Source organism: Clostridiales bacterium (genome assembly GCA_015243575.1).
Classification (GTDB): Bacteria; Bacillota; Clostridia; order Peptostreptococcales; family Anaerovoracaceae; genus Anoxybacterium; species Anoxybacterium hadale.
Window position 1 is genome coordinate 51,554 of the sequence record CP042469.1, and the last position, 20,259, is coordinate 71,812.

The 20,259-nt window shown below is 43.0% G+C and carries 24 protein-coding genes and 1 pseudogene; 19 read left to right on the forward strand and 6 right to left on the reverse strand.

Features of this window, described 5'->3' with window-relative positions:
- Positions 1 to 48 precede the first annotated feature (48 nt).
- The 10 genes from FRZ06_00225 (at position 49) to FRZ06_00270 (ending at position 7,623) form a co-directional block, all read left to right on the forward strand.
- Positions 49 to 1,221 (forward strand): iron-containing alcohol dehydrogenase, encoded by a 1,173-nt coding sequence (locus FRZ06_00225; GenBank protein QOX61890.1) that lies wholly within the window; start codon positions 49 to 51, stop codon positions 1,219 to 1,221.
- Between the two features lie 20 nt (positions 1,222 to 1,241).
- A complete protein-coding gene (locus FRZ06_00230) occupies positions 1,242 to 1,556 on the forward strand; it encodes a (2Fe-2S)-binding protein (GenBank protein QOX61891.1) in 315 nt (104 codons plus the stop codon).
- The gene (locus tag FRZ06_00235) at positions 1,553 to 2,623 is read left to right on the forward strand and encodes an FAD-dependent oxidoreductase (GenBank protein ID QOX61892.1); all 1,071 of its coding nucleotides are present in this window, start codon (positions 1,553 to 1,555) and stop codon (positions 2,621 to 2,623) included. The genes FRZ06_00230 and FRZ06_00235 overlap by 4 nt, the downstream gene beginning before the upstream one ends.
- A gap of 14 nt (positions 2,624 to 2,637) precedes the next feature.
- Positions 2,638 to 3,120: a 4Fe-4S ferredoxin gene (locus tag FRZ06_00240; GenBank protein ID QOX61893.1), complete on the forward strand. Its 483-nt coding sequence runs from the start codon at positions 2,638 to 2,640 to the stop codon at positions 3,118 to 3,120.
- Positions 3,121 to 3,131: 11 nt separating this feature from the next.
- Entirely contained in the window at positions 3,132 to 3,407 is a 276-nt protein-coding gene (locus FRZ06_00245) for a (2Fe-2S)-binding protein (GenBank protein ID QOX61894.1), read from the forward strand.
- A complete protein-coding gene (locus tag FRZ06_00250; protein ID QOX61895.1) occupies positions 3,404 to 4,564 on the forward strand; it encodes an FAD-binding oxidoreductase in 1,161 nt (386 codons plus the stop codon). Before FRZ06_00245 ends, FRZ06_00250 begins: the two co-directional genes overlap by 4 nt.
- Before the next feature lie 40 nt (positions 4,565 to 4,604).
- Positions 4,605 to 5,381 carry an aspartate/glutamate racemase family protein gene (locus tag FRZ06_00255; protein ID QOX61896.1) on the forward strand — a complete coding sequence of 259 codons (777 nt, stop codon included), beginning with the start codon at positions 4,605 to 4,607 and terminating at the stop codon, positions 5,379 to 5,381.
- Between the two features lie 183 nt (positions 5,382 to 5,564).
- Positions 5,565 to 5,876, forward strand: a complete 312-nt coding sequence (locus FRZ06_00260) for a hypothetical protein (GenBank protein QOX61897.1) — start codon at positions 5,565 to 5,567, stop codon at positions 5,874 to 5,876.
- On the forward strand, positions 5,851 to 6,099 hold the full coding sequence (locus FRZ06_00265; GenBank protein QOX61898.1) for a hypothetical protein: 249 nt from the start codon (positions 5,851 to 5,853) through the stop codon (positions 6,097 to 6,099). The genes FRZ06_00260 and FRZ06_00265 overlap by 26 nt, the downstream gene beginning before the upstream one ends.
- Before the next feature lie 249 nt (positions 6,100 to 6,348).
- Positions 6,349 to 7,623 (forward strand): amino acid permease, encoded by a 1,275-nt coding sequence (locus tag FRZ06_00270; protein ID QOX65771.1) that lies wholly within the window; start codon positions 6,349 to 6,351, stop codon positions 7,621 to 7,623.
- On the opposite strand, the gene FRZ06_00275 is transcribed toward FRZ06_00270, so the two are convergent.
- Both FRZ06_00275 and FRZ06_00280 read right to left on the reverse strand, forming a co-directional pair.
- Positions 7,624 to 7,971 carry a metal-dependent transcriptional regulator gene (locus FRZ06_00275; protein ID QOX61899.1) on the reverse strand — a complete coding sequence of 116 codons (348 nt, stop codon included), beginning with the start codon at positions 7,969 to 7,971 and terminating at the stop codon, positions 7,624 to 7,626.
- Between the two features lie 483 nt (positions 7,972 to 8,454).
- Entirely contained in the window at positions 8,455 to 9,063 is a 609-nt protein-coding gene (locus FRZ06_00280) for a TetR/AcrR family transcriptional regulator (GenBank protein ID QOX61900.1), read from the reverse strand.
- Here FRZ06_00280 and FRZ06_00285 point away from each other — a divergent pair.
- Together FRZ06_00285 and FRZ06_00290 are read left to right on the forward strand one after the other, a co-directional pair.
- Positions 9,023 to 9,172: pseudogene (locus FRZ06_00285) on the forward strand (MFS transporter). The gene FRZ06_00280 and the pseudogene FRZ06_00285 sit on opposite strands and share 41 nt — an antisense overlap.
- A gap of 176 nt (positions 9,173 to 9,348) precedes the next feature.
- Positions 9,349 to 10,803 (forward strand): MFS transporter, encoded by a 1,455-nt coding sequence (locus FRZ06_00290; GenBank protein QOX61901.1) that lies wholly within the window; start codon positions 9,349 to 9,351, stop codon positions 10,801 to 10,803.
- A 140-nt stretch (positions 10,804 to 10,943) separates the two neighbouring features.
- On the opposite strand, the gene FRZ06_00295 is transcribed toward FRZ06_00290, so the two are convergent.
- Positions 10,944 to 11,831 carry a fructose bisphosphate aldolase gene (locus FRZ06_00295; protein ID QOX61902.1) on the reverse strand — a complete coding sequence of 296 codons (888 nt, stop codon included), beginning with the start codon at positions 11,829 to 11,831 and terminating at the stop codon, positions 10,944 to 10,946.
- Between the two features lie 344 nt (positions 11,832 to 12,175).
- On the opposite strand from FRZ06_00295, the gene FRZ06_00300 reads away from it, so the two are divergent.
- Both FRZ06_00300 and FRZ06_00305 read left to right on the forward strand, forming a co-directional pair.
- Positions 12,176 to 13,411 (forward strand): MFS transporter, encoded by a 1,236-nt coding sequence (locus FRZ06_00300; protein ID QOX61903.1) that lies wholly within the window; start codon positions 12,176 to 12,178, stop codon positions 13,409 to 13,411.
- Positions 13,412 to 13,468: 57 nt separating this feature from the next.
- The gene (locus FRZ06_00305; GenBank protein ID QOX61904.1) at positions 13,469 to 14,005 is read left to right on the forward strand and encodes a MerR family transcriptional regulator; all 537 of its coding nucleotides are present in this window, start codon (positions 13,469 to 13,471) and stop codon (positions 14,003 to 14,005) included.
- Positions 14,006 to 14,019: 14 nt separating this feature from the next.
- Here FRZ06_00305 and FRZ06_00310 read toward each other — a convergent pair whose 3' ends face one another.
- Complete coding sequence (locus tag FRZ06_00310) at positions 14,020 to 14,367, reverse strand: winged helix-turn-helix transcriptional regulator (protein QOX61905.1); 348 nt, start codon at positions 14,365 to 14,367, stop codon at positions 14,020 to 14,022.
- A gap of 267 nt (positions 14,368 to 14,634) precedes the next feature.
- Here FRZ06_00310 and FRZ06_00315 point away from each other — a divergent pair, with 267 nt between their 5' ends.
- On the forward strand, positions 14,635 to 15,168 hold the full coding sequence (locus FRZ06_00315) for an NAD(P)H-dependent oxidoreductase (GenBank protein QOX61906.1): 534 nt from the start codon (positions 14,635 to 14,637) through the stop codon (positions 15,166 to 15,168).
- Positions 15,169 to 15,183: 15 nt separating this feature from the next.
- Here the strand turns inward: FRZ06_00315 and FRZ06_00320 are convergent, their stop codons facing one another.
- Positions 15,184 to 15,744 carry a TetR/AcrR family transcriptional regulator gene (locus FRZ06_00320; protein QOX61907.1) on the reverse strand — a complete coding sequence of 187 codons (561 nt, stop codon included), beginning with the start codon at positions 15,742 to 15,744 and terminating at the stop codon, positions 15,184 to 15,186.
- 168 nt (positions 15,745 to 15,912) lie between these two features.
- Here FRZ06_00320 and FRZ06_00325 point away from each other — a divergent pair, with 168 nt between their 5' ends.
- Positions 15,913 to 16,677: a 4Fe-4S ferredoxin gene (locus FRZ06_00325; GenBank protein QOX61908.1), complete on the forward strand. Its 765-nt coding sequence runs from the start codon at positions 15,913 to 15,915 to the stop codon at positions 16,675 to 16,677.
- A gap of 23 nt (positions 16,678 to 16,700) precedes the next feature.
- On the opposite strand, the gene FRZ06_00330 is transcribed toward FRZ06_00325, so the two are convergent.
- Positions 16,701 to 17,363 (reverse strand): TetR/AcrR family transcriptional regulator, encoded by a 663-nt coding sequence (locus FRZ06_00330; GenBank protein QOX61909.1) that lies wholly within the window; start codon positions 17,361 to 17,363, stop codon positions 16,701 to 16,703.
- 204 nt (positions 17,364 to 17,567) lie between these two features.
- Here FRZ06_00330 and FRZ06_00335 point away from each other — a divergent pair, with 204 nt between their 5' ends.
- From FRZ06_00335 to FRZ06_00345, 3 genes are all read left to right on the forward strand, one after another.
- Entirely contained in the window at positions 17,568 to 19,310 is a 1,743-nt protein-coding gene (locus tag FRZ06_00335) for a CocE/NonD family hydrolase (GenBank protein QOX61910.1), read from the forward strand.
- 19 nt (positions 19,311 to 19,329) lie between these two features.
- Positions 19,330 to 19,566 carry an acyl carrier protein gene (locus FRZ06_00340; protein QOX61911.1) on the forward strand — a complete coding sequence of 79 codons (237 nt, stop codon included), beginning with the start codon at positions 19,330 to 19,332 and terminating at the stop codon, positions 19,564 to 19,566.
- A gap of 336 nt (positions 19,567 to 19,902) precedes the next feature.
- Positions 19,903 to 20,247, forward strand: coding sequence for a holo-ACP synthase (locus FRZ06_00345; GenBank protein ID QOX61912.1), 345 nt, complete (start codon positions 19,903 to 19,905; stop codon positions 20,245 to 20,247).
- Positions 20,248 to 20,259: the final 12 nt, after the last annotated feature.

The following is a 20,259-nucleotide window of genomic DNA, read 5'->3' on the forward strand; positions in this document are numbered from 1 at the left end:
CAGGCTTGTTTCGAGAATAACAATCGATCGTTTATTTAGGAGGATATTATGAATAATTTCACTTTCTACAGCCCGACCTACTTCGTTTTTGGAAGAGATACCGAGTCAACAGCCGGCCAGCAGGTTAAGCGTTTCGGCGGTCACAAAGTGCTGCTACACTATGGAGGCGGTTCGGTTGTGAAATCTGGACTTCTTGACAGGGTGAAAGCTTCTCTAGATGCAGAAGGTATCGAATATGTCGAATTGGGTGGAGTGCAACCAAATCCTAAGAGTGGACTTGTCTACCAAGGAATCGAACTTTGTAGAAAAGAGAAGATTGATTTCATACTCCCCGTGGGTGGAGGCAGTGCGATTGATTCAGGAAAAGCCATCGCGATGGGCGTTCTCTATGACGGAGATTTCTGGGATTTCTATACAGGCACACCCGTGACGGAGGCACTGCCTGTTGGTGTTGTACTAACCCTCGCAGCGACTGGCTCCGAAGGCTCCACTGACACAGTCGTAACACAGGAAAACGGAATGTACAAAAGATGTGCTGACGGAGATGTCCTTCGGCCCAAATTCGCTATTATGAATCCGGAGCTGACGACCACACTACCCCCCTATCAGACAGCCAGCGGTATCAGTGATATCATGTCTCATTGCATGGAACGTCTTTTCTCTCACACCAAGGATGTTGAGATTACAGATCGCTTGCTTGAAGCAGTATTGCTTACCATGGTGAAGGAAGGAAAAAGAGCCATAGCGGATCCTAGTAACTATGCAGCACGTGCCAATATTTTGTGGTCAGGTATGGTTGCCCATAACAACATCACCGGTGTTGGCCGTGACCAGGACTGGGGGACACATCACATGGAGAACGAATTGTCTACGACCTATGGATGCTCCCACGGTGCCGGCCTGGCGATCCTAACTCCTGCATGGATGACCTATGTATTGAAGCTTGGCATTGGTATCGAACGGTTTGTCGAATTCGCAGTAAGAATCTGGGGTTGCCAGATGAATTTTGAAGATCCTGAAGTAACAGCCAAAGAGGGAATTGTAGCGTTAAAAGATTTTTTGAGATCCATCGGAATGCCAACCTCTATTTCTGAAATCGGAGGAAAAGAAGAGGATATTCCGATGCTGGTTAAAAACATGTTCCATGGGGCCCCTAACCATGGCAGTTTCCTCAAGCTTACGGAAGAGCACGCAGCAGAAATTTACCGTTTGGCGCTCTAATGCAGGCAGGAGGTGCTAAAGTGAGGATTACCGATCATCCAGTACTCACATATGATCATGGTGAGAAAGTACAGTTCCGATTTGAAGATAAGACCTTTGAAGGATATGAAGGAGAACCCATTGCAGCCGCTTTACACGCAAATGGTGTGCGTGAGTTGCGGGAACATCATGGCCGTCCGCGTGGATTTTTCTGTGCGATTGGCAACTGTTCCTCTTGCCTGATGGAAGTAGACGGAGTACCAAATGTACGTGTCTGCGTTGAACCGCTGAAGAGTGGCATGGTTGTCAAATTGCAATCTGGCAGCGGTTCTCTGATGGGAGGTACTACGAAATGAAATTTAGCGATATCTTAATCGTTGGCGGAGGACCTGCCGGTATGAGTGCCGCGTTAGCAGCAGCGGATGAAGGTGTCCGTATCACAATTATGGACCGCTGGGATGAGCTGGGAGGACAGCTGATTAAGCAGACGCACAGGTTCTTTGGATCAGAAAAAGAACACGCCGGTACCAGGGGCATCGAGATCGTTAAGATTTTGAGAGAGGATATTGCAAAGAATCCACTGATTGAGGTCAAGTGCAATACCGATGTTCTGGGAATATATTCCGACCGTGTAATAGCCTATGAAGAAGACCGACTATATCACCGAATGACCGCAGACAAGATCATTATTTGTACGGGGGCAGCGGAAAAAATGCTTCAGTTTGAAAATAATGACTTGCCCGGCGTATACGGAGCCGGCGCAGTGCAGACATTGATGAACGTTTACGGCATTCAACCCGGCCAGAAAGTGCTCATGATCGGAGCAGGCAATATCGGTTTGATCGTTACATATCAGCTGCTTCAGGCCGGAGTAGACGTGGCTGCAATTGTGGAAGCGGCGCCGGTTATCGGCGGATACAAGGTCCATGCTTCCAAGGTACGCCGTCTTGGTGTGCCTATCTATACTAAGACTACCGTCAAGACCGCGCTGGGAGATAAATATGTTACCGGTGCAGTACTGGCTGATGTGGATGATAAATTTGAAATTATTCCCGGTACTGAGCGTGAGATCGAGGTGGATACCATCTGCCTGTCTGTTGGACTTGCACCGCTGGGCGAGCTGATTTCGCAAGCCGGCGCAGAAATAAGGTATATCCCTCAACTGGGCGGTTTCATTCCCAAGCGCAGTGAAAGTATGGAAACCTCGGCGCCTGGCATTTATGTTGCGGGAGACGTGTCCTGCATTGAAGAGGCTACTGCCGCCATGATCGAAGGCAGCATTGCAGGGCTTTCGGCTGCAATTGCCACCGGTATGAATCGCCCGGAAGCAATTGAAAAACGTGACGAATATATTGAAGAACTGCGCGTGCTTCGCTCCGGCAACACCGGCAAGAAGATCCGCGATGGTCTTGCGATGCTGTAAAGGAGGGAATCACAGTGTTAGAAAAAACCGGTATTGCTACGAAAGAAATGTTTGAAAAAATGCTTCCTTCCGCTGAGAGGAGGAAGCGCGGGCCCTATGTGGTGATAGAGTGCTATGAGCAGATACCATGTAATCCCTGTGTCACCAGCTGCGCCGCTCATGCCGTTACCATGAAAGACATTAACGACCTTCCGAAATGTAATCATGATGTCTGCACCGGCTGTACACTTTGCGTCAGCATTTGCCCGGGTCTAGCCTGCTTCGTGATTGATGAAACTGTGGGCAACGGTAAAATCAAGATTACGTTACCTTATGAAATGTCTCCACTGCCTGAAAAAGGCAATGTTGTAGATGCGCTTGGACGGGACGGCAGCGTCGTTGGCAAAGCAGAGGTCGTTCGAGTAAACAGCGGTAAGAAGTTGGACCGTACGAGTGTGATCACCGTTTTGGTCGATGACGATTTGATCTATGACGTGCGCAGCATTGCTGTTCGCTAGGAGGTGAGGATATGGACGAAAATAAAATTATTTTATGCCGCTGTGAAAACTTTACACTAGCTGATCTGCACCGGCTATTAGACAGTGGGGTGACATCAATGCAGGAAATCAAAAAACATTCCCGATGTACCATGGGACCGTGTCAGGGCCGGACCTGCAAAGAGATGATCGCACGTGAAATTGCCAATTATCTCCACAAGAAGGTTGATGAGATTGACGTTCCAGTCAGCCGAATACCAATTAAACCGATTACGCTCGGCCAGATCGTAGGGGGTATAGAAAAATGAAAAAAACTGCAGACGTAGTAGTTATCGGCGGCGGCGCTGCCGGTACCTCCACCGCTTATTATCTGGCAAAGGCCGGCATTAAGAATGTTGTGCTGGTGGAACAACAGTATACACCCTTCGGCGGCACCGGTCGCTGTGCAGCGCAGTTCAGACTGCAATTTGGGAGCATTTCCAACTGTAAGATGGGACTGCTGTCAGTGAGAGAGTTTGATAAGTTGGGCGAAGAGAGCGGCTATGGAGATCTGGAGATTGATAAACACAGTTATCTGCTTCCCGCCTACACCGAGACCGAACTTGCAAACCTTCATACCAATGTCAGGCTGCAAAACTCGTTGGGCATTCCTACGAAGGTTTTGGATCAAGCAGGCTGCAAAGAGGTAGCACCCTTTTTGGAAGTGGATGAGATCCTGGGGGGATCCTACATTTATCCCGAGAACGGTATTGGCGATGGCACCATCAACCCTATGAAAATGGCCCTTGCGTTCAAAAAAGGTGCGCAGGATCTTGGGGTAGAGTTTAATAACTATACAAAGGTAACCGGCATCAAGGTTGAGTCCGGTAAGGTGAAAGGGGTTATCACAGATCAGGGAGAGATAGCGACTTCCTGTGTCGTCAATGCCGCAGGAGAATACGGAAAGTTTATCGGACGCATGGCCGGTGTTACAATTCCCGTGGAACCGGAGAAACATCAGATCGCAATTACGGAGCCTTTGGATTATATTGGCGGGCCGATGATCTATTCGTTCAAGTACCATACCTATATCTCTCAAGTAAAGCACGGTGGATTCCTTTTCGGATGGTCGGATCCCAACGTTAAAGCAGGAATTATCGACTTTGATCCGGAATGGAGGGTTTTGGAGGAAATCGCTCAGTTGGTAGTAAAACAAGTCCCTGCGCTTAAGAATGTCCGCATCGTTCGTCACTGGGCAGGCCAGTACGGGACCGGACCGGATCATTCGGTGATCGTGGGGCCGGTGCCGGAGGTGGAAGGCTTTATCTGTGCGCTTGGCCTTACCAAGGCGACGATGTTTGCACCAGCCATCGGAATTCTGGCCGCAGAAGCTGCCATCGGAGCGCAGCCTACACTTCCTATGGCACCGTATCAGATCGATCGATTTGCCAGAGGCGAATTAATTATTGACCCTGCATTGTTATAACAGCCGGAATATCACTTTGAATGATGGAGAGGAAAAGAAGATGAATGAAACGAAACATTATGGTTATCTCGACCAAAATAACGACGATTTTGTAATACATACTGCGAAAGAGCAGATTATGTCCGGAATTCCGATTGGGATTATCTTGTTAAATGTCGGTTATCCGATTGTTCCCGGAAATGTTGCAAATGCTACTACATTTAATTTTCCGGTAAGATATGCAAAGCTTCCACGTGTGGACTCCCCTCGGCTACATACAGTTGATCCGACGATCATCGAGGATTTGGTTGAAGCGGGCTTAGAACTGGAGCGTGATGGTGTACGTGCCATCATCTGCAGCTGTGGATATTTTGGATATTGGCAGAAGGAACTGGTAGAACGTCTGCATGTTCCAGTCTACGCCTCCAGCCTGATTCAAATTCCGTTTATTAAAGCTGGCTTGAAGAAGGATCAGAAAATCGGTGTTCTCTGTGCAGTTGAACGTACCTTTGGTCCAAAGCTGCTGGAAGCCTGCAGTGTATATGAATCTGATGCCATAATCGTAAAGTGCATGGAATTCGAGCCGGAGTTTTCAGCAATTCCAAGAGACAGACCGTATATGAACAATGCAGTGGCCAGAAAAGAACTGGTTGAGGGCGCAAAATCACTTGTGAAGGAGCATCCTGAGATAGGTGCAATACTCCTTGAGTGCAGTGATATGCCGCCTTATGCAGCAGCAATACAGAATGAACTCAATTTACCGGTCTATGACTTTACGACCATGATTAATATGGTATGCTCATCAGTACTTAAGAAGCCGGTCGGCGGTTATTATTAATCGCTCTGATTTTTCATTGTGATAAAATAACATAACCCTCTTAATTTTAAGGGGCTTAGTATTCGCCAAACACAATTCTTTGCATTGCCATCGGTTAACTTCCGGATGACTGTGCTCAAGAGAATGAGTTTAAGCCCCTTAAATCAAAGAAAAATTGATACTATAAATGTAGGAGAGTAAATTTTGAATAACAAAATCAATAAAATATTGTATCGGGATTGTGGCATTATTGCCGCGATTCTCGCAGTACTTTGGTGCATTCTAAGCTTTGTAATGGTGCAAGTCAGCGCAATGATTTCCAATCAGGCTATGAGGATAGGGATTTTGACTGCAGGAATTTTTGCCGGAGCATTTTCTACGGCAGCTGCAGCAGCTGTTTTCATGCATTTAAAGAAGAATCGGGAAGCAATCTATACAATTGAAATATGTGCGAAGAACCAAGCGCATGATAAAAATCAGGAGGTTTGTTATGAAAAAACGAAAAATAATTTTTGAAATATTTGATTCGCTGTTTATTATGATTCTATGTTTTGGGACGCTTTTAACAGCAATGTTGATGAAGGACAGCAGCATTCGATTGAGTTATACAATCCATATGAAGACTTTCTTGATCGTCTTAGTTGGATTGTTTGTCTACTTTGCTTTTGTTTTGAACAATTCAGAAAAGGGTCTGAAGAAGACCATTGAGCACCTGTATTATCAAGTAGTGAATGAATAAGGATGTGAGGATATGAGTGTATGGATTGTAATGAATTACGTTGCTTGGGGTATGTGTGCTTTGTTTGCTTTTTTGATCCTAAAAGATTTCATTAAGGTTGAAAAAGAAAACAAGGAATAAGGAAAGAATATCCTCGACTTGAAAGGAGATTTGATTTTGGACAATGAAAAAGGTAAGCACCTGTTGAAAGTTTTGGGGCCATTACATATTTGGGCCTTGGGAGTTGGAATCGTTTTAGTGGGGCAATTTATGGGTTGGAATTATACCATAGCCAAAGGAGGATCAATCGGTTCTATCATTGCTTGCTGGACGATTGGTATTTTATATATATCGTTAATTGCAATCAATACTGAAATGGGGTCTGTTATCCCCGAAGCAGGCGGACAGTATGCGATGGCAAAACATTTTTTGGGACCGCTTGCGTCGTTTAATATTGGTCTGATGCTTGTATTTGAGTATGTGATGCTGGAAGCTGCAGATGCTTTAGTCGTGGGACAAATATTACAGACGATTGATCCTGACATTCAAGCGCTGCCATACATTATTCTCAGTCTACTCGCGTTAACCTATCTAAATTATCGGGGCGTACAAGCCACTTTAAATTTCAATATCGTATTAACAGGGATTGCTTTTCTGACAATCATCGTATTGCTGTTTAGTACAAAGTTTTATTCGTCAGAGAGTATGCTTCGACTGTCCGAAATGACCAACAGCTTGCCTTATGGCTGGATTGGAGTCCTGGGAGCATTTCAATTCGGATGTTGGTTCTATCTGGGAATTGAAGGTACCGTGCTTGCCTCAGAGGAGTGTCGCTCTAAAGGGAGAGCCTTGCCGGTTGGTTCTATTGCGGGAATGATGACTTTGATTGTTGGCGCTTCGATTACCTGGTTTGTTTGTTCGGGAATGGTAAAATTTGATGTTTTGGCAAAATCAACCTATCCATTATATGATGCTGCGTTAGCGGGCAAAATCCCTGCAGTAATAAACATTCTATTCCTGGGAACCGTTTTATCCTGCCTTGCAAGTGCAAACGGGTGCATTGCGGATGCAAGTAGGGCATGGTATTCCATGGCCAAAGATACCCTTATCCCCAAGGCCTTTGCAGTACTGCATCCTAAATATAAGACACCATATCGTGCGATTTTGTTTTTATTGCCGATTTCAATTGCATTTGGTTTTACAGGACTTCTTGATCAGGTAATCACCTTTTCGATCCTGTCCGCATTGTTGGTTTATATCCTGACAGCATATATGATGATTAAATTTCGAAGAATGTATCCGCTTGGAACGATTGAAAGGGGATATATCTCACCCTATCACCCTCTTCCATCAATATTGGTTTTCCTTCTGACAGGCGCAACCTTGGTCGGGATGTATTTTGGATATTGGAGTAATCTTCTGGCTGGATTCTTATTCTATCTTTTGGCATCAATATGGTTTGTATTTCATAGATCGAGAGGCTTGGATTATAAAGCATTTATCAAAATAGATGATTTGAAATGGCCGCGTCCCCGTGGTTATTAATCAAAAAATATATCGCTCAATATCGATAACATGTTCCAGTGCACACGCTAGAATGCCTGCTTCTAGCTCATTAACACCAAGGGTTGACACGAAAAAGTTCTTTAATTTTTCATAATTTTTTACAATCGGTATGACAGTGTTTTTTCCTTTTTCCGTTAGGTAAACCCTGTGAACTGAGTCCTTGCACACGAGCATCATCTCTTCCAGCTCTTTGACTGCACGGCAGGTGCTCGCTTTGGTTACGCCTAGTTCTATTGCAATATCCGTTATCCGCGCACAACCTTCTTTTGCTGATAATTTGTAGATTGCTCTTAGATAATGTTCTTTTGAATTGCTGAGTTCAATCATAGGATGTATACCCTCCTTTACTTTTGTTAATATCACTGAGCAGTTTTTCGGCTGCGCGATGAAGACTCATTTTTTATCGGCATTTTAAAATACCTTATCTTATCATCATTTCAGCCTGTCTTTTCCCGCGTCCACATTTTGGCTCCGATAATTTACAGTTGCGCGGGCACTTGCCGCAACATTCTAATTCTAAACCTTTACGAGACTGCGGGGTAGTTGTAAAAGCAGGTTTGTTGTTCTTTCTTTTTAACCAGGTAAACATAATAAATGACCCTCCATATCATAAAATATTAATTGGGAGTTTTCTTCTGAAATCCCTAAGGGATAATTTCTAGTGATTGGCTTAATTCTAAAGCGACAAATTAAACCGAATATAAATAGAATTTAAACGCTAGGTAAACAACATAAAAAACGCTGAAAAAAATCAGCGCTTTTCCTAAATTAGCTGTCTTTATTTTTCTGTTAAAGCCTGTATACTACACATTACAGTGAAAAGTACTTTTGCACAATGTCGATTGCAGCATTGATTAATCTTTCCCTGTCTATTTCGTTTCGCTCAAAAACAATTCTATCAACAGTGGCTGAGATCAGATCGAAGATTACGATTGCAGTTGCTTCGATATCATCCGAATGAAAGTCATTTCTCAATTGCATAAAATATCCAATTGTTGCCTGCAAGGTCTTTCTCCTTTGTTCTTCCAGAATTTCAGCCATTGCAGGATGATAATAGGAGAGCACTTTCAGTTCTCTGTTTAACTCTTTTGACTCCTCGTGTACAGTAATCAGACTTTCAAAGAGAAGGCGCAGCCAGGTCTTGTAGTCTGCCTTGAGAAGATCAAGGTCATTGAGTACATCACTTTTGGCTATTTCAAACTTTTGGTGGTACCTTTCCAGTATTTCCAGAAAAATTGTGTCCTTATCCTTGAAATAAGAATAAAGGCTGCCAATTGAAACTCCTGCTCTATGGGCAATTTCATTGGTAGTCGTATTATAATATCCTTTTTCACAAAACAATTGAAACGCCGAATTGAGTATTTTCTCTTTCATGTCAATGCTTCTTTGTTGTTTCGGTTTTCGGACTGGCTTATTCATGTTTTCAGGCTTGCTTGACCTTTCGGGCTTGCTTGGCCTTTCGGGCTTTCCTGGCCTTTCAGGTTTGCTTGGCTTTTCAGGCTTGCCTGGCCTTTCGGGTTTGCTTGGCGTGTATTGCATTATACTCATTAACCTCCTGCTTGAATTTATTGTAAAATGCAGGATTAACTTTGTCAATGAAAAAATATAAGTATATGCTCATGTTTTTGTTGACAAAGAGGTTCGGCTGAGAATAATATAAAACATGAGCAAAAGCTCATATTGATTACGAAAAAGAGGTAGTATATGAGAAACAAAAAAACAGTAATGGTCGTGTTGGTAATTGCAATTGGTACATTTATGTCATCGCTTGATTCAAGCGTTGTCAATCTGGTGAGCCCAATTATAAAAGATGATTTTGGCGTTTCGGTATCCACGGTTGCCTGGATCGTAACCGCGTATCTGCTTGTCGTCAGCAGTCTGCTGCTCACTTTCGGGCGTATTTCGGACCTATACGGCCGCAAGAGGGTCTATTTGACAGGCTTTGTCATTTTTACAGTTGGTTCGCTTCTTTGTGGTTTGTCAGGAAATATCGTTGCCCTGATTCTTTGCAGAGTGATTCAGGCATTGGGAGCTGCAATGCTGTATGCAACAGGATCCGCAATCATTACAAATGCAGTGCCTGCTTCAAGCCGGGGCAAGGCGTTCAGCATATCTGCCATCGCCGTTGCCTTTGGTCTTTGCGCAGGCCCGGTAATCGGAGGGTTTCTTACAAGCCTGCTGGGATGGCAGAGCATCTTTTTTATCAATGTTCCAATTGGAATATTCGGAATTGTTATGGCCTCTCTTCAAATTCCGGAAGATGGAAAAAAGAATTCAGAACCGTTTGATAAAGTAGGAAGCCTGTTGATTTTTATTGCGCTGGTGTTGATATTACTTCCTTTAAGCATGCTGGAGAATTATCATCTAGGGCTGCCCGTATTTATTTCACTGATTGCGGGAGGAATTTTAACGGCGGGGTTGTTTCTTACCTATGAGAGCAAATGCAGATATCCGATGCTTAATCTCAATTTGTTCCAAAGCCGCATCTTTGCCGCGGGCAATGCCGCTGCATTCTTTCTCTATATGGCGCAGTTTATCATGGCATTTCTAGCTCCATTCTATCTGGAAAACTTCCGTGAGTTCTCGGCCCTGAAAACCGGAATGCTCTATCTGCCTTTGCCCCTTGCCACAATTATGATCGCACCGGTCAGCGGAATGATATCTGACCGCTTTGACAGCAGATACATCAGCACCGCAGGAACAACCGTTATGGCGGGAGGGATTTTCCTGATGAGTTTCCTGAATAAAGATACCTCCATCATTTATATCATTGCCTCAATGATTCTCACTGGCTTTGGTTTTGGTATGTTTCAAACACCGAATAACAGCGCGATCATGGGCAGCGTTCCTCCGCAATACAGAGGGATTGCTTCAGGCACACTTGCCACAATGAGAAACCTTGGTATGGTCATGGGCGTCGCAGCTTCCGGAGCATTATTTTCAACAAATCAGAGTAAAGCTTTCATAAACCTGGCATCTAAGGGGCTTTCCAATTCGGCACTGAAAGATCAAGCGTTTGTTTCCGCGCTGCACACGACTTTTATGGCAGCAGTTGTAGCTTCGCTAGTGGCAATGGTGGCATCGCTGGCAAAGGGAAAAGTGAAAACAGAGGAGGGAAAAGTGAAAACAGAGGAGGGAAAAGCGGGTACCGCCGGATGATTTTGCAGCAATATAAATAGAGCGCATCTGGCTCTTTCTCAAAAGAGGGCCAGATGCGCTACGGTATGGATGACCAATCTGTAATTGGACCGTTTAATTTACAGACGCTCCCCAATTAGACGGGGAGAGGGGGGAAGCCATTATGAAATCGATGCGGCAAAGATCGCTTTGATTGAGCTTGACAACATGGCATCAAACTCTTCCTCCGTCTGTTGAGCCGTCAAGCCTTGGGAAAGGGCGCGGGAAAAGCTGGCGATCAATCCTTGATTCCGTGCCAATTTCTCATTCGCTTCGGTCTGTGAATATCCACCCGACAAAGCCACAATTCGTGCAATATGAGGTTCTCCCATTAAATCGCTGTAGAAATTCTCTGCCGTCGGTATGGATAGCTTCAGCATAATTTTTTCGTCTTGCCTGAGGCCGGACAATTGGTTTAATAGTTCTTCTTTCAATATTTTTTCAGATTCTTCCTTATCCGGGCTGTGAATATCCACCTCGGGTTCTATGATTGGAACCAGTCCGGCTTCAATAATCTGCTTACCGATCTCGAATTGCTGCGCAACCACATCTTTGATTCCTTCGCTGTTGGCATCTTTGATCACAGAGCGCATTTTGGTTCCAAATATGTTCTTTTGAGCGGCATGCTTTAGAAGATTGTCCAGATCCGGTATGGGCTTCATCAGCTGAACTCCATTCTCAATGGCAGCGAGTCCTTTGTCAACCTTTAAAAATGGAACGATGCCTTTCTTCTCCCAAAGATAATCCGCAGTAAATTCATCATGAATGGTGCGATCCATCGTATTCTCAAATAAGATGGCGCCCAGAATATACTCGGAAGTAAATGCCGGACTTGTTATGATTCTTGTTCTCATGTCATGGACTAAATTGAACATTTCTTCTTCATTGGAATAGCTGTCTTCCTTAATTCCGTATTGAAGGAGTGCTTTTGGAGTACTCCCGCCGCTCTGATCCAGGGCAGCGATAAAACCTTTTCCTGTATGGATCAGGTCCATTTGCAACTGATTCATTGAATTCTCCTTTCAACGTAAAACAAATGACATTTAAAATTTATTGCTTATGATACAGTTACATTCCTATATATTCGTTCCCAGTTTAAGAAAATTATAACACTGAATTCGCACAAAAAATTGTAAAAAGGCTATAATAAAGTGCTGAACATGGAGAGGCAGAAGAATTCCCATCGATATTTTTCCATGTAGACCGGCAGGGTATCGATTAACATATCGGCAGGGTATGGACGAACATAATGGAAGTTGCTGACAAAATAATTTTTGTTGTTGACCTGTCTATTACTGTAGGGTTTATCGTTATATTTGTAAGATGATCTTACAAATATAACGCGGAGGCCGATATGAAAAGTATAACTACGAATCAAAACCTTTTTTTATTGTTATGTGGGCAGTTCGTATCGCAAATCGGTGATAAATTTTACGCCATTGCGCTGGCTTACTGGGTACTTCAGGTCACACACGCACCATCCATAATGGGTATTGTACTGTTTTCATCGATGGCACCCGCAATCGTGGTCGGTTTTCTTGCGGGAGGGATTATTGATTCATTTAGCAGAAAAATATTTTTGATCAGCACAGATTTGATCAGGGGACTTGTAGTAACTGCTGTCGTGGTTACCTATTATATGGGAGCATTGAATCTGTCTGTCATTATAGTTGCAGGAGTTGTACTTTCTGTATGCTCTGCATTCTTTGATCCTACCGTCCAGGCAGTTATCCCACAGATTGTGAAGCAGGAAGCATTGAACGAGGCAAATGCTAAAAGTCAGTTTTTAAGCGGTATTGCTCTAGTAGTAGGCCCTTTGCTTGGAGGCATTTGTGTGGCTTGGTTGGGGTATGGCTTTGTCTTTTTACTGAATGCCTTATCTTTTTTTGTTGCATCCGCTCTTGCATCTATGATCGCTATTCAACCTGTAATAAAAGAAACGCAATCAAAGAAAAAGATTAAAGAAAACATTCGTGATGGCTTTCAATATATTCTCAAGAGAAGAAGTACCCTTTCAATTGTATCAGTGGTTGCCATCTTGCATTTCTTTGTGGGTTCTGTTCAGGTAATCATGCCGGTATTTGCCGTAACGTTGGAGGGGAACGGAGCACAAAATCTGGGATACCTGGAAGCCTTTTATGGGATGGGTGTTATTTTGACCGGTTTTTTACTGAGTTTGATCAGTATAAACCATAAGGAAAAGAAATTTATGTACGGAGGCATCTGTTTGATCGGCTTGATTTATTCCGTATTTGGCATTCTCAGTAATTCGGGTATCCGCAACATTGTTCCATACTTTTTCGTCTTCTTCCTGATGAGTGCTGCGGTAGTTTGTATCAGCACCTGCTATCGTACGATTCTGCAGAAAAATGTTGAGAATGAAATGGCAGGCAGAGTATTCGGAATCATCGGCTCGGTGGGTAATTTTACCTTGCCCCTTGCAATTCTCATCTTTGGGGTTTTGCTGGATTGGTTTCAATCTGGGCAATTGCTGCTCTTTTGCGGAATTTTGCTTACGATTCTGGGTCTTGTTTTATTCAAGATGGATCGTAAGCATACGGCTGCTTCCGGCGATCATTGGATAAACTGATGATTGACCTGATCGAAAGCCTGGGCTTATACTAAAAAAAACAACTGGGAGGTTTTTATGGAATTAACAGTGGGTAAAATTGCATCGAAATTCAGGATTTCCAGGAGTACGTTATTATATTATGACGCAATCAACCTTCTTAAACCATCTACAAGGAATAAGGCAGGGTATCGGTTGTATCAAGATGCAGATATAGAACGACTCAGTAAGATTATGCTTTTTAGGCAAGCCGGGGTGCCATTGGCTGAGATCGCCAACCTTTTAGATGCAGCAAATCTCGAGGTTTCAGCACTTCTATTGAAGAGATTGGGAGAATTGAATCAAGAAATAGAAGCAGCACAAAAGCAACAAAATTTAATTATTAAATTATTGGAAAACAGTATTCTATATAAAAATCTTAAGAGCCTTGATGAAAGCACATGGATGACAATATTGAATTCGGCAGGCCTAAAAAGAGAAACAACAGAGGAGTGGCATTACGAATTTGAAAAGCACTCGCCAGTGCAACATCAAAAACTTCTAGAATTACTCGGATTTGAGGAGGATGAAATTCAAAGTCAAAGGGAGCATTACAGCAGCTTGAATAAAAAGTAGGTTGAGGCTGAATTCTATTTTTCTAACAGATCGATATCTTCCCCCCTGCTTTTTCTAAGCGCAATATTCTCCCGTCCCCAGGAACACATTACATGAATTATTGTATTAGCGGATTTACCGTAATCCGTTACATAGTATTCAACCTTGGGAGGCATCTGATGATAGTCTATTCTTCCCACAATTCCATCCCGCTCCAATTCTCGAAGCTGCTGTATAAGTACTTTTTGAGAGATGCCTGGAATAAGACGTTCTAATTCACTTGTTCTTTTGGGACCAGACATCAGTTGACATACAATTAACGCTTTCCATTTTCCGCCGAGGATTTCCAAGGTTGCTTCAATGCCTAAAGTATATTGTTTCAAAATATCACCTCCAAGATTTATTATAGTATATCAGCTTAACCGAAAGGAATACACACTTTAAAGTAAGTATTTACTGATATTAAAGTGTGTATTTGCTTACTTCATTGTGTGTATTTACAATCAATCTCTTTTAGAAAATAATAAGGATAACGTTAATTTTTCATGCTAAATTTGTGATTCGGGGTACGTTTTTACTGTCCCAAAACCACGATTTCGCAGCATTTCAGTAAATCAATTATGAAGAAAACAGAAAGGATTTATAATTTTATGAAGACTCTTGTCATTTTAGCACACCCTGATATTGATCGTTCGAATGTAAATAAAAGGTGGAAACAGGAACTAGAGAAATACCCAAACGACATTGTCATACATGAGTTATATAAGGAGTATCCCGGCTGGAAGATTGATGTTGAAAAAGAACAACAATTGCTGGAAGGGCATGATTTTATTATTTTGCAGTTTCCTGTCTATTGGTACAGCTACCCTCCGCTATTAAAAAAGTGGCTGGATGATGTTTTTACCCATGGGTGGGCCTATGGTTCGAAAGGAAATAAGCTGAACGGGAAAAAATTTGGAATCGCGAAGTCAATCGGAGATCAGGAAGAAAATTACACCCATACCGGTCCCATAGGATTTACTGTGGATGAGATTATTTCTCCATTCAAAGCAACTGCGGCTCATGTTGGCGCGGTTGCACTGCCATACTTTTCCGTGTTCAGAGCTTCCTTTCAAATCAGCAATGAAGAGGTTGAACAAAGTGCAAGGGATTTCATGGAATATATCTCTCAATACCGATCTTAATTTTGTTAATCTCTATTACGGATTAACCAGCTCAACTTTTTCAAACAGCTGCCACAATTGATCTACCATCGAAGCAGCAGGATAAGGCATTTCGTTGATGATCCACCACTCCACAATACCAACTGTGGCAGAAGCAACAAATTGAACAAGAAAATCTTTGTTGACCCTTATAAGGATGTTTTGCCGATTCAGATGCACCGAAATCATTTCTTGAACCATATGAAGCAGCTGATCCCTGAATGTGGGAGTTCCCTTGTTCGTTAGTAAAATAAAATAGAAAGAAATGTGCTGCTCCAGATAGTGAAATATTTGGAGCATATCAGCTTTGGGGGAATTCCGGCTGATCTCCTGGCTCTGCGGGATCATACAACTCGATAATAGTTGGTTGAGATGAATCTCAATACATTGATTTAACAAGTCAAACTTATCCACATAATGCAAATATACCGTACCACGATTGACATTTGCGCGCTCTGCGATTTCGTTGATGGTAATTTTATCGAAATCTTTTTCCGCCATTAGACTGGTTAATGCATCCATAATTGCCTTCTTAGATTTTTCAATACGCCGATCCATAAAAATTTCTCCTAACGTTATTCAACATGCAAGCGAAGCCTGTTGAGTAATGAACAAGTTCCTTTACATTAACGATTGAATCTTACTGATAAGGTTGCTAAACTCATTATAATAAACAATTGTTCTAAAATCAACGAATGTAAAAAATATAAGGAGAGAGGATCAAAAATGAAACTATTTTATTTTACTGCAACTGGAAATAGCTTATATGTTGCCAAGCGGATAGGAGGGGAACTGTACTCAATTCCTCAGATGATAAAGGAAGGGAACTATGAATTCGAAGATGACGCAATCGGGTTTGTTTATCCCTGTCATGGGTTTGGCATGGCAAGGCTTGTAAATGACTTTGTAAAGAAATCGAAATTGAAAGCCGATTACTTTTTTGCAATTATGACCTATGGGGGCAAATCTGCATCGGGTCTGCATCAGATGGAACGAGTTGCTGCTGAAGCAGGAATTCGGTTCAACTATACCAACGAGATTCTTATGGTTGATAATTTTCTGCTCACTTTTAAAATTGAGGACGAAATCCAAAATAAGGATCCAAAAGAAATTGAAGAGCGAATCCATCAAATAGGGGAGGATATTCGCAGCAGAAAGAATCATCTTATCAGAAAAGGTATTCCCTCAGACGTCATATCGAAATACGGCCGGCGTTTGGCCGATCGGCTTAGCTATAACTTTGCGTATAAACGGTTTCAGGTGAACGATAATTGCAATGGCTGCAAAATCTGTGCGCAGGTTTGCCCAGCTAACAATATCTATGTTGCCGAGAAACCGGAGTTTTCCCATCAATGCGAAGTTTGTTTTGCTTGTATTCACCTTTGCCCTCAGAATGCAATTCATTTGAAATCAGAGAGAAGCCAGGCTAGATATATCAACCAAAATGTAAAATTGAAGGAAATCATTGATGCTAATCATCAGGGAATATGAAAAAAAGTAGAAGAACTGATGATTTACATTTTTTCTATTACCCATTGCACATTATAATGGCTTAAACAGTTTGCGCCCACCCGCATCGTGTTCAGGATTACAGTAAGATTTTCCATTGTAAGAGAACTCTCCGATTTTTCATTTAGCCATTGACGTGCCAGCAACAGGTTAAGTTCAACGAAAGTCATGAGAAAATACTCACGCTGCTGGTCGTGAGGCATATGATCGCTGTCCATTAATCTGTTGACATAGTTCCAAAGAAGTTTTCTCAGTTTGATGACAAAATAAGGATCGCCATTGGGCCCTAAAAGAACTTGCAGCGTTTTTTTATTTAGGTCGCAATACTCAAACCAGCGGCTCAGTGCAGGCGGTGCATTAAGAGAAAATCCCCAGTCTGAGTAAACCCCCTTTGGATTGTCAAACAATTCTTTATCACTCAAGCAGAACTGTTGAAAAGACTCCAGCAAATCGGTTTCGATATGTTGCTGCAGTTCATAGATATCATTGAAGTACAGATAAAATGTACCACGGGTAATGTTGATCCTTAAAACCAATTCCTTAACTGTAATTTTTTCGAAATGCTTTTCCTGCATTAAATCGAGATATGAGCTGATAATTCGAGCCTGCGTTCGCATGCTCTTTTTTGTTTTGCCGTCAGTAATCCCATAAATTCGTTTCTCGTCCATTGCAGGAGCCTCCTTTGATGAAAACTTAGCTGAATAGTACAACAAAATGTGTTAAAAATGAACATTTTGCATAGAGGTGTTCTGTATTCCTTTGATTTTATTATTACAATGAAATAGAAAGAGAAGCAATTAATATGAGTCCATTATGACACATTATTATCAAAGCTTCAAGACGAAGTAATAAACCTGTTAGGAGTATAAAAGATGACAGATGCCAAGCACATTGTTAAGACGATCGAAATGAATGGTGAAAAAGTCGATGTAGCCATGCGCGAAATGCTGAGACCCGCTACCCATGAGGAGCTGGAAGCAATGACGCCTGAGGAGAGGGAGCGATTCAAGTATCTTTCTCCGCTGAATACCCGCACCTATATTGCAGAAGAAGGTATTGTATGTATGCAGGATATTCCTGTGACGATGAGAGACGGCGTAACGATTTACGTAGATATTTACAAACCGGAAGGCGAGGCTAAGGTACCTTTGATCATTAGCTGGAGCTTTTATGGGAAACGTCCTTTTGACGGGCAGAGTGAGTGGCAGATCATGGGAGTGCCTCCTCAAACCGTATCCAATATGTCAAAATTTGAAAGTCCGGACCCCGGCTATTGGTGCCGCCACGGCTATGCGGTGGCCAATGTTGACCCCCGGGGCATAGGGCATTCAGAGGGTGATTTTATGCAGTTTGGAACGCAGGAAGGCCGTGACGGTTATGACTTTATTGAGTGGGCTGCAGTGCAGCCGTGGTGCAACGGACGATGCGCTCTGGCAGGCAATAGTTGTGTCGCAATGACTCAGTGGCGAATTGCATCACAGTGCCCTCCGCATCTTACCTGTATTGCACCATGGGAAGGCACCAGTGACATGTATCGGGAATCGCTGTGTGAAGGAGGAATTCCCGCTGCGTCATTTGTAAATCTGGTCATGCGTGAAGCGGTCGGCCCAAATTATATCGACGATACAGTAAAAAATCTGGAACGATATCCTTTTATTAATTGCACCTACTGGAAGGATAAAGACCCGATATGGGAAAACATTCGGATTCCGGTATATGTTACAGCCTGCTGGAACCATTTCCACCTGAGAGGTTCGATCAATGGATTTCGAAAGATTAAGTCCGGAAAGAAGTGGCTTCGGGCCCATCGGGATTTCGAATGGCCGGATGCTTACAGCAATGAATATCTGAAGGATCTTGAGCTATTTTTTGCGCGGTATCTAAAACTGGAACGAAACGGATGGGAACTCACTCCCAAAGTACGAATCGAGGTACAGGATGCCTTCGATTATCTTTATCAGAAAAATCGTCCGGAAGACGCATTCCCTTTGAAGCGTACCGAATATGAAAAGCTGTATCTTGATGCCGCCCACCTGTCGATGAGTAAGGAACCCATTGCTGAACCGGCAATGGCGGCTTATGAAAGCGACGATGAAGAGATTTCCTTTGATTATACCTTTGAAGAGGAAACGGAGCTGACCGGCTACCTTAAGTTGCATTTATGGGTTGCGGCAGAAAGCTATCATGATATGGACCTGTTTATCAATGTACAGAAACTGAGTACCATGGGTGAATGGCTGCCAATTACCATTTTTAGTGAATCGCATCCGGGAGCATGGGGAAAAATGAGAGTTTCACGCCGCAAGCTTGATGAGAAACTCAGCACCGACTACAGTCCGGTTCAGGCACATGATGAAGATGAAAAGCTGGAGCCGGGACAAATCGTACCGGTTGAAATTGAGATCAATCCCACCAGCAGGATCTGGCATAAAGGACAGAAGCTTCGCGTGCAGATTGCAGGACGTTACATACGGGAAAACTGGTTCGAACCGCTCATGTGGGATACCGACAATAAAGGCCGCCACCTGATTTATTGCGGGGGTGCGTATGATTCCTATCTTCAGATTCCGGTTATTCCCCCGCGCTACAAAGACGGCGAGTATATTTACCGATAGTATGAAAGGAGTAATTTAGATGAGAAACGAAATTCTGGAAAAAATTATGGAACGAGGAGCCTACCTTTGGGGCAGAAGCAAAGAGAGCCTTAACGGTGACACAACTTTTACGGAAGTCAAGGCTAAGTCCGCTCATATTTCTCAGATCACAACATTCTTAGAAGATCTTTACGATGTTGAAATCCCCTATATGGGATTTACCCGATGCAAGACATTAGGAGAAGCCGCTGCGTTTGTGGAACAGCTGCTTGATTAGCATGGTGTTTGTGGTTAATAAACAAGGCGTTTGTGGTTAATAAACAGGCTTTTGTGCTTAATTAACAAGGCGTTTGTGCTTAATTCGCAAGGCGTTTGTGCTTAATTCGCAAGGGGCACTTGGTATCGGAAACAGCAGGGATTCGTTGAACCATATAATCAGTTGCTTCAACGAGTCCTTGTGTTATTTTTATTCTGGCATTTTTGGGGGAGCGTTATTTCTATTCCGGAATCTTCGGGCGAGTCTCATTCTATTATTTTCCGGGCGAGACTCTGCTTTACTTTTAGAAAGTTGGTGAAATGTTTGGTAATCGGCATTGGGACGGATATTTTACATATGGAGACGCTAGACAGGCGTTTCCTTCAGACTGAGGACCCTTTCTATCAAATGACCTATACTGAGGAAGAGCAGCTTCAGGGAGCGTGCAGCAATGACCCTTCCGCTTATTTCTGCCTGAGATTTGCTGGAAAGGAAGCAGTATTCAAGGCTTTGAATACCTCTCCTGATACGGTTCGTCGTTGGAATCAGATCGAAATATTAAACAGAGCTACGGGGGCACCGCTAGTAAATCTCTATGGAGATGTGAAGAATGCCGCAGCGAGGGCGGGCATAAAAAATATTCATCTAAGCCTTTCATACGATAAAGAGTATGCAGTGGCTTTTTGTGTTACAAGCGAATGAAATTACAATTAG

Coding starts and splice junctions, on each gene's coding strand:
- FRZ06_00250 (QOX61895.1), top strand. CDS start 3,404: ATGAAAAAAACTGCAGACGTAGTAGTTATCGGCGGCGGCGCTGCCGGT.
- FRZ06_00295 (QOX61902.1), bottom strand. CDS start 11,831: ATGAATCAGTTGCAAATGGACCTGATCCATACAGGAAAAGGTTTTATC.
- FRZ06_00235 (QOX61892.1), top strand. CDS start 1,553: ATGAAATTTAGCGATATCTTAATCGTTGGCGGAGGACCTGCCGGTATG.
- FRZ06_00345 (QOX61912.1), top strand. CDS start 19,903: ATGGAGACGCTAGACAGGCGTTTCCTTCAGACTGAGGACCCTTTCTAT.
- FRZ06_00270 (QOX65771.1), top strand. CDS start 6,349: ATGGGTTGGAATTATACCATAGCCAAAGGAGGATCAATCGGTTCTATC.
- FRZ06_00315 (QOX61906.1), top strand. CDS start 14,635: ATGAAGACTCTTGTCATTTTAGCACACCCTGATATTGATCGTTCGAAT.
- FRZ06_00320 (QOX61907.1), bottom strand. CDS start 15,744: ATGGATCGGCGTATTGAAAAATCTAAGAAGGCAATTATGGATGCATTA.
- FRZ06_00335 (QOX61910.1), top strand. CDS start 17,568: ATGACAGATGCCAAGCACATTGTTAAGACGATCGAAATGAATGGTGAA.
- FRZ06_00275 (QOX61899.1), bottom strand. CDS start 7,971: ATGATTGAACTCAGCAATTCAAAAGAACATTATCTAAGAGCAATCTAC.
- FRZ06_00330 (QOX61909.1), bottom strand. CDS start 17,363: ATGGACGAGAAACGAATTTATGGGATTACTGACGGCAAAACAAAAAAG.
- FRZ06_00280 (QOX61900.1), bottom strand. CDS start 9,063: ATGAATAAGCCAGTCCGAAAACCGAAACAACAAAGAAGCATTGACATG.
- FRZ06_00325 (QOX61908.1), top strand. CDS start 15,913: ATGAAACTATTTTATTTTACTGCAACTGGAAATAGCTTATATGTTGCC.
- FRZ06_00255 (QOX61896.1), top strand. CDS start 4,605: ATGAATGAAACGAAACATTATGGTTATCTCGACCAAAATAACGACGAT.
- FRZ06_00305 (QOX61904.1), top strand. CDS start 13,469: ATGGAATTAACAGTGGGTAAAATTGCATCGAAATTCAGGATTTCCAGG.
- FRZ06_00245 (QOX61894.1), top strand. CDS start 3,132: ATGGACGAAAATAAAATTATTTTATGCCGCTGTGAAAACTTTACACTA.
- FRZ06_00225 (QOX61890.1), top strand. CDS start 49: ATGAATAATTTCACTTTCTACAGCCCGACCTACTTCGTTTTTGGAAGA.
- FRZ06_00290 (QOX61901.1), top strand. CDS start 9,349: ATGAGAAACAAAAAAACAGTAATGGTCGTGTTGGTAATTGCAATTGGT.
- FRZ06_00265 (QOX61898.1), top strand. CDS start 5,851: ATGAAAAAACGAAAAATAATTTTTGAAATATTTGATTCGCTGTTTATT.
- FRZ06_00300 (QOX61903.1), top strand. CDS start 12,176: ATGAAAAGTATAACTACGAATCAAAACCTTTTTTTATTGTTATGTGGG.
- FRZ06_00340 (QOX61911.1), top strand. CDS start 19,330: ATGAGAAACGAAATTCTGGAAAAAATTATGGAACGAGGAGCCTACCTT.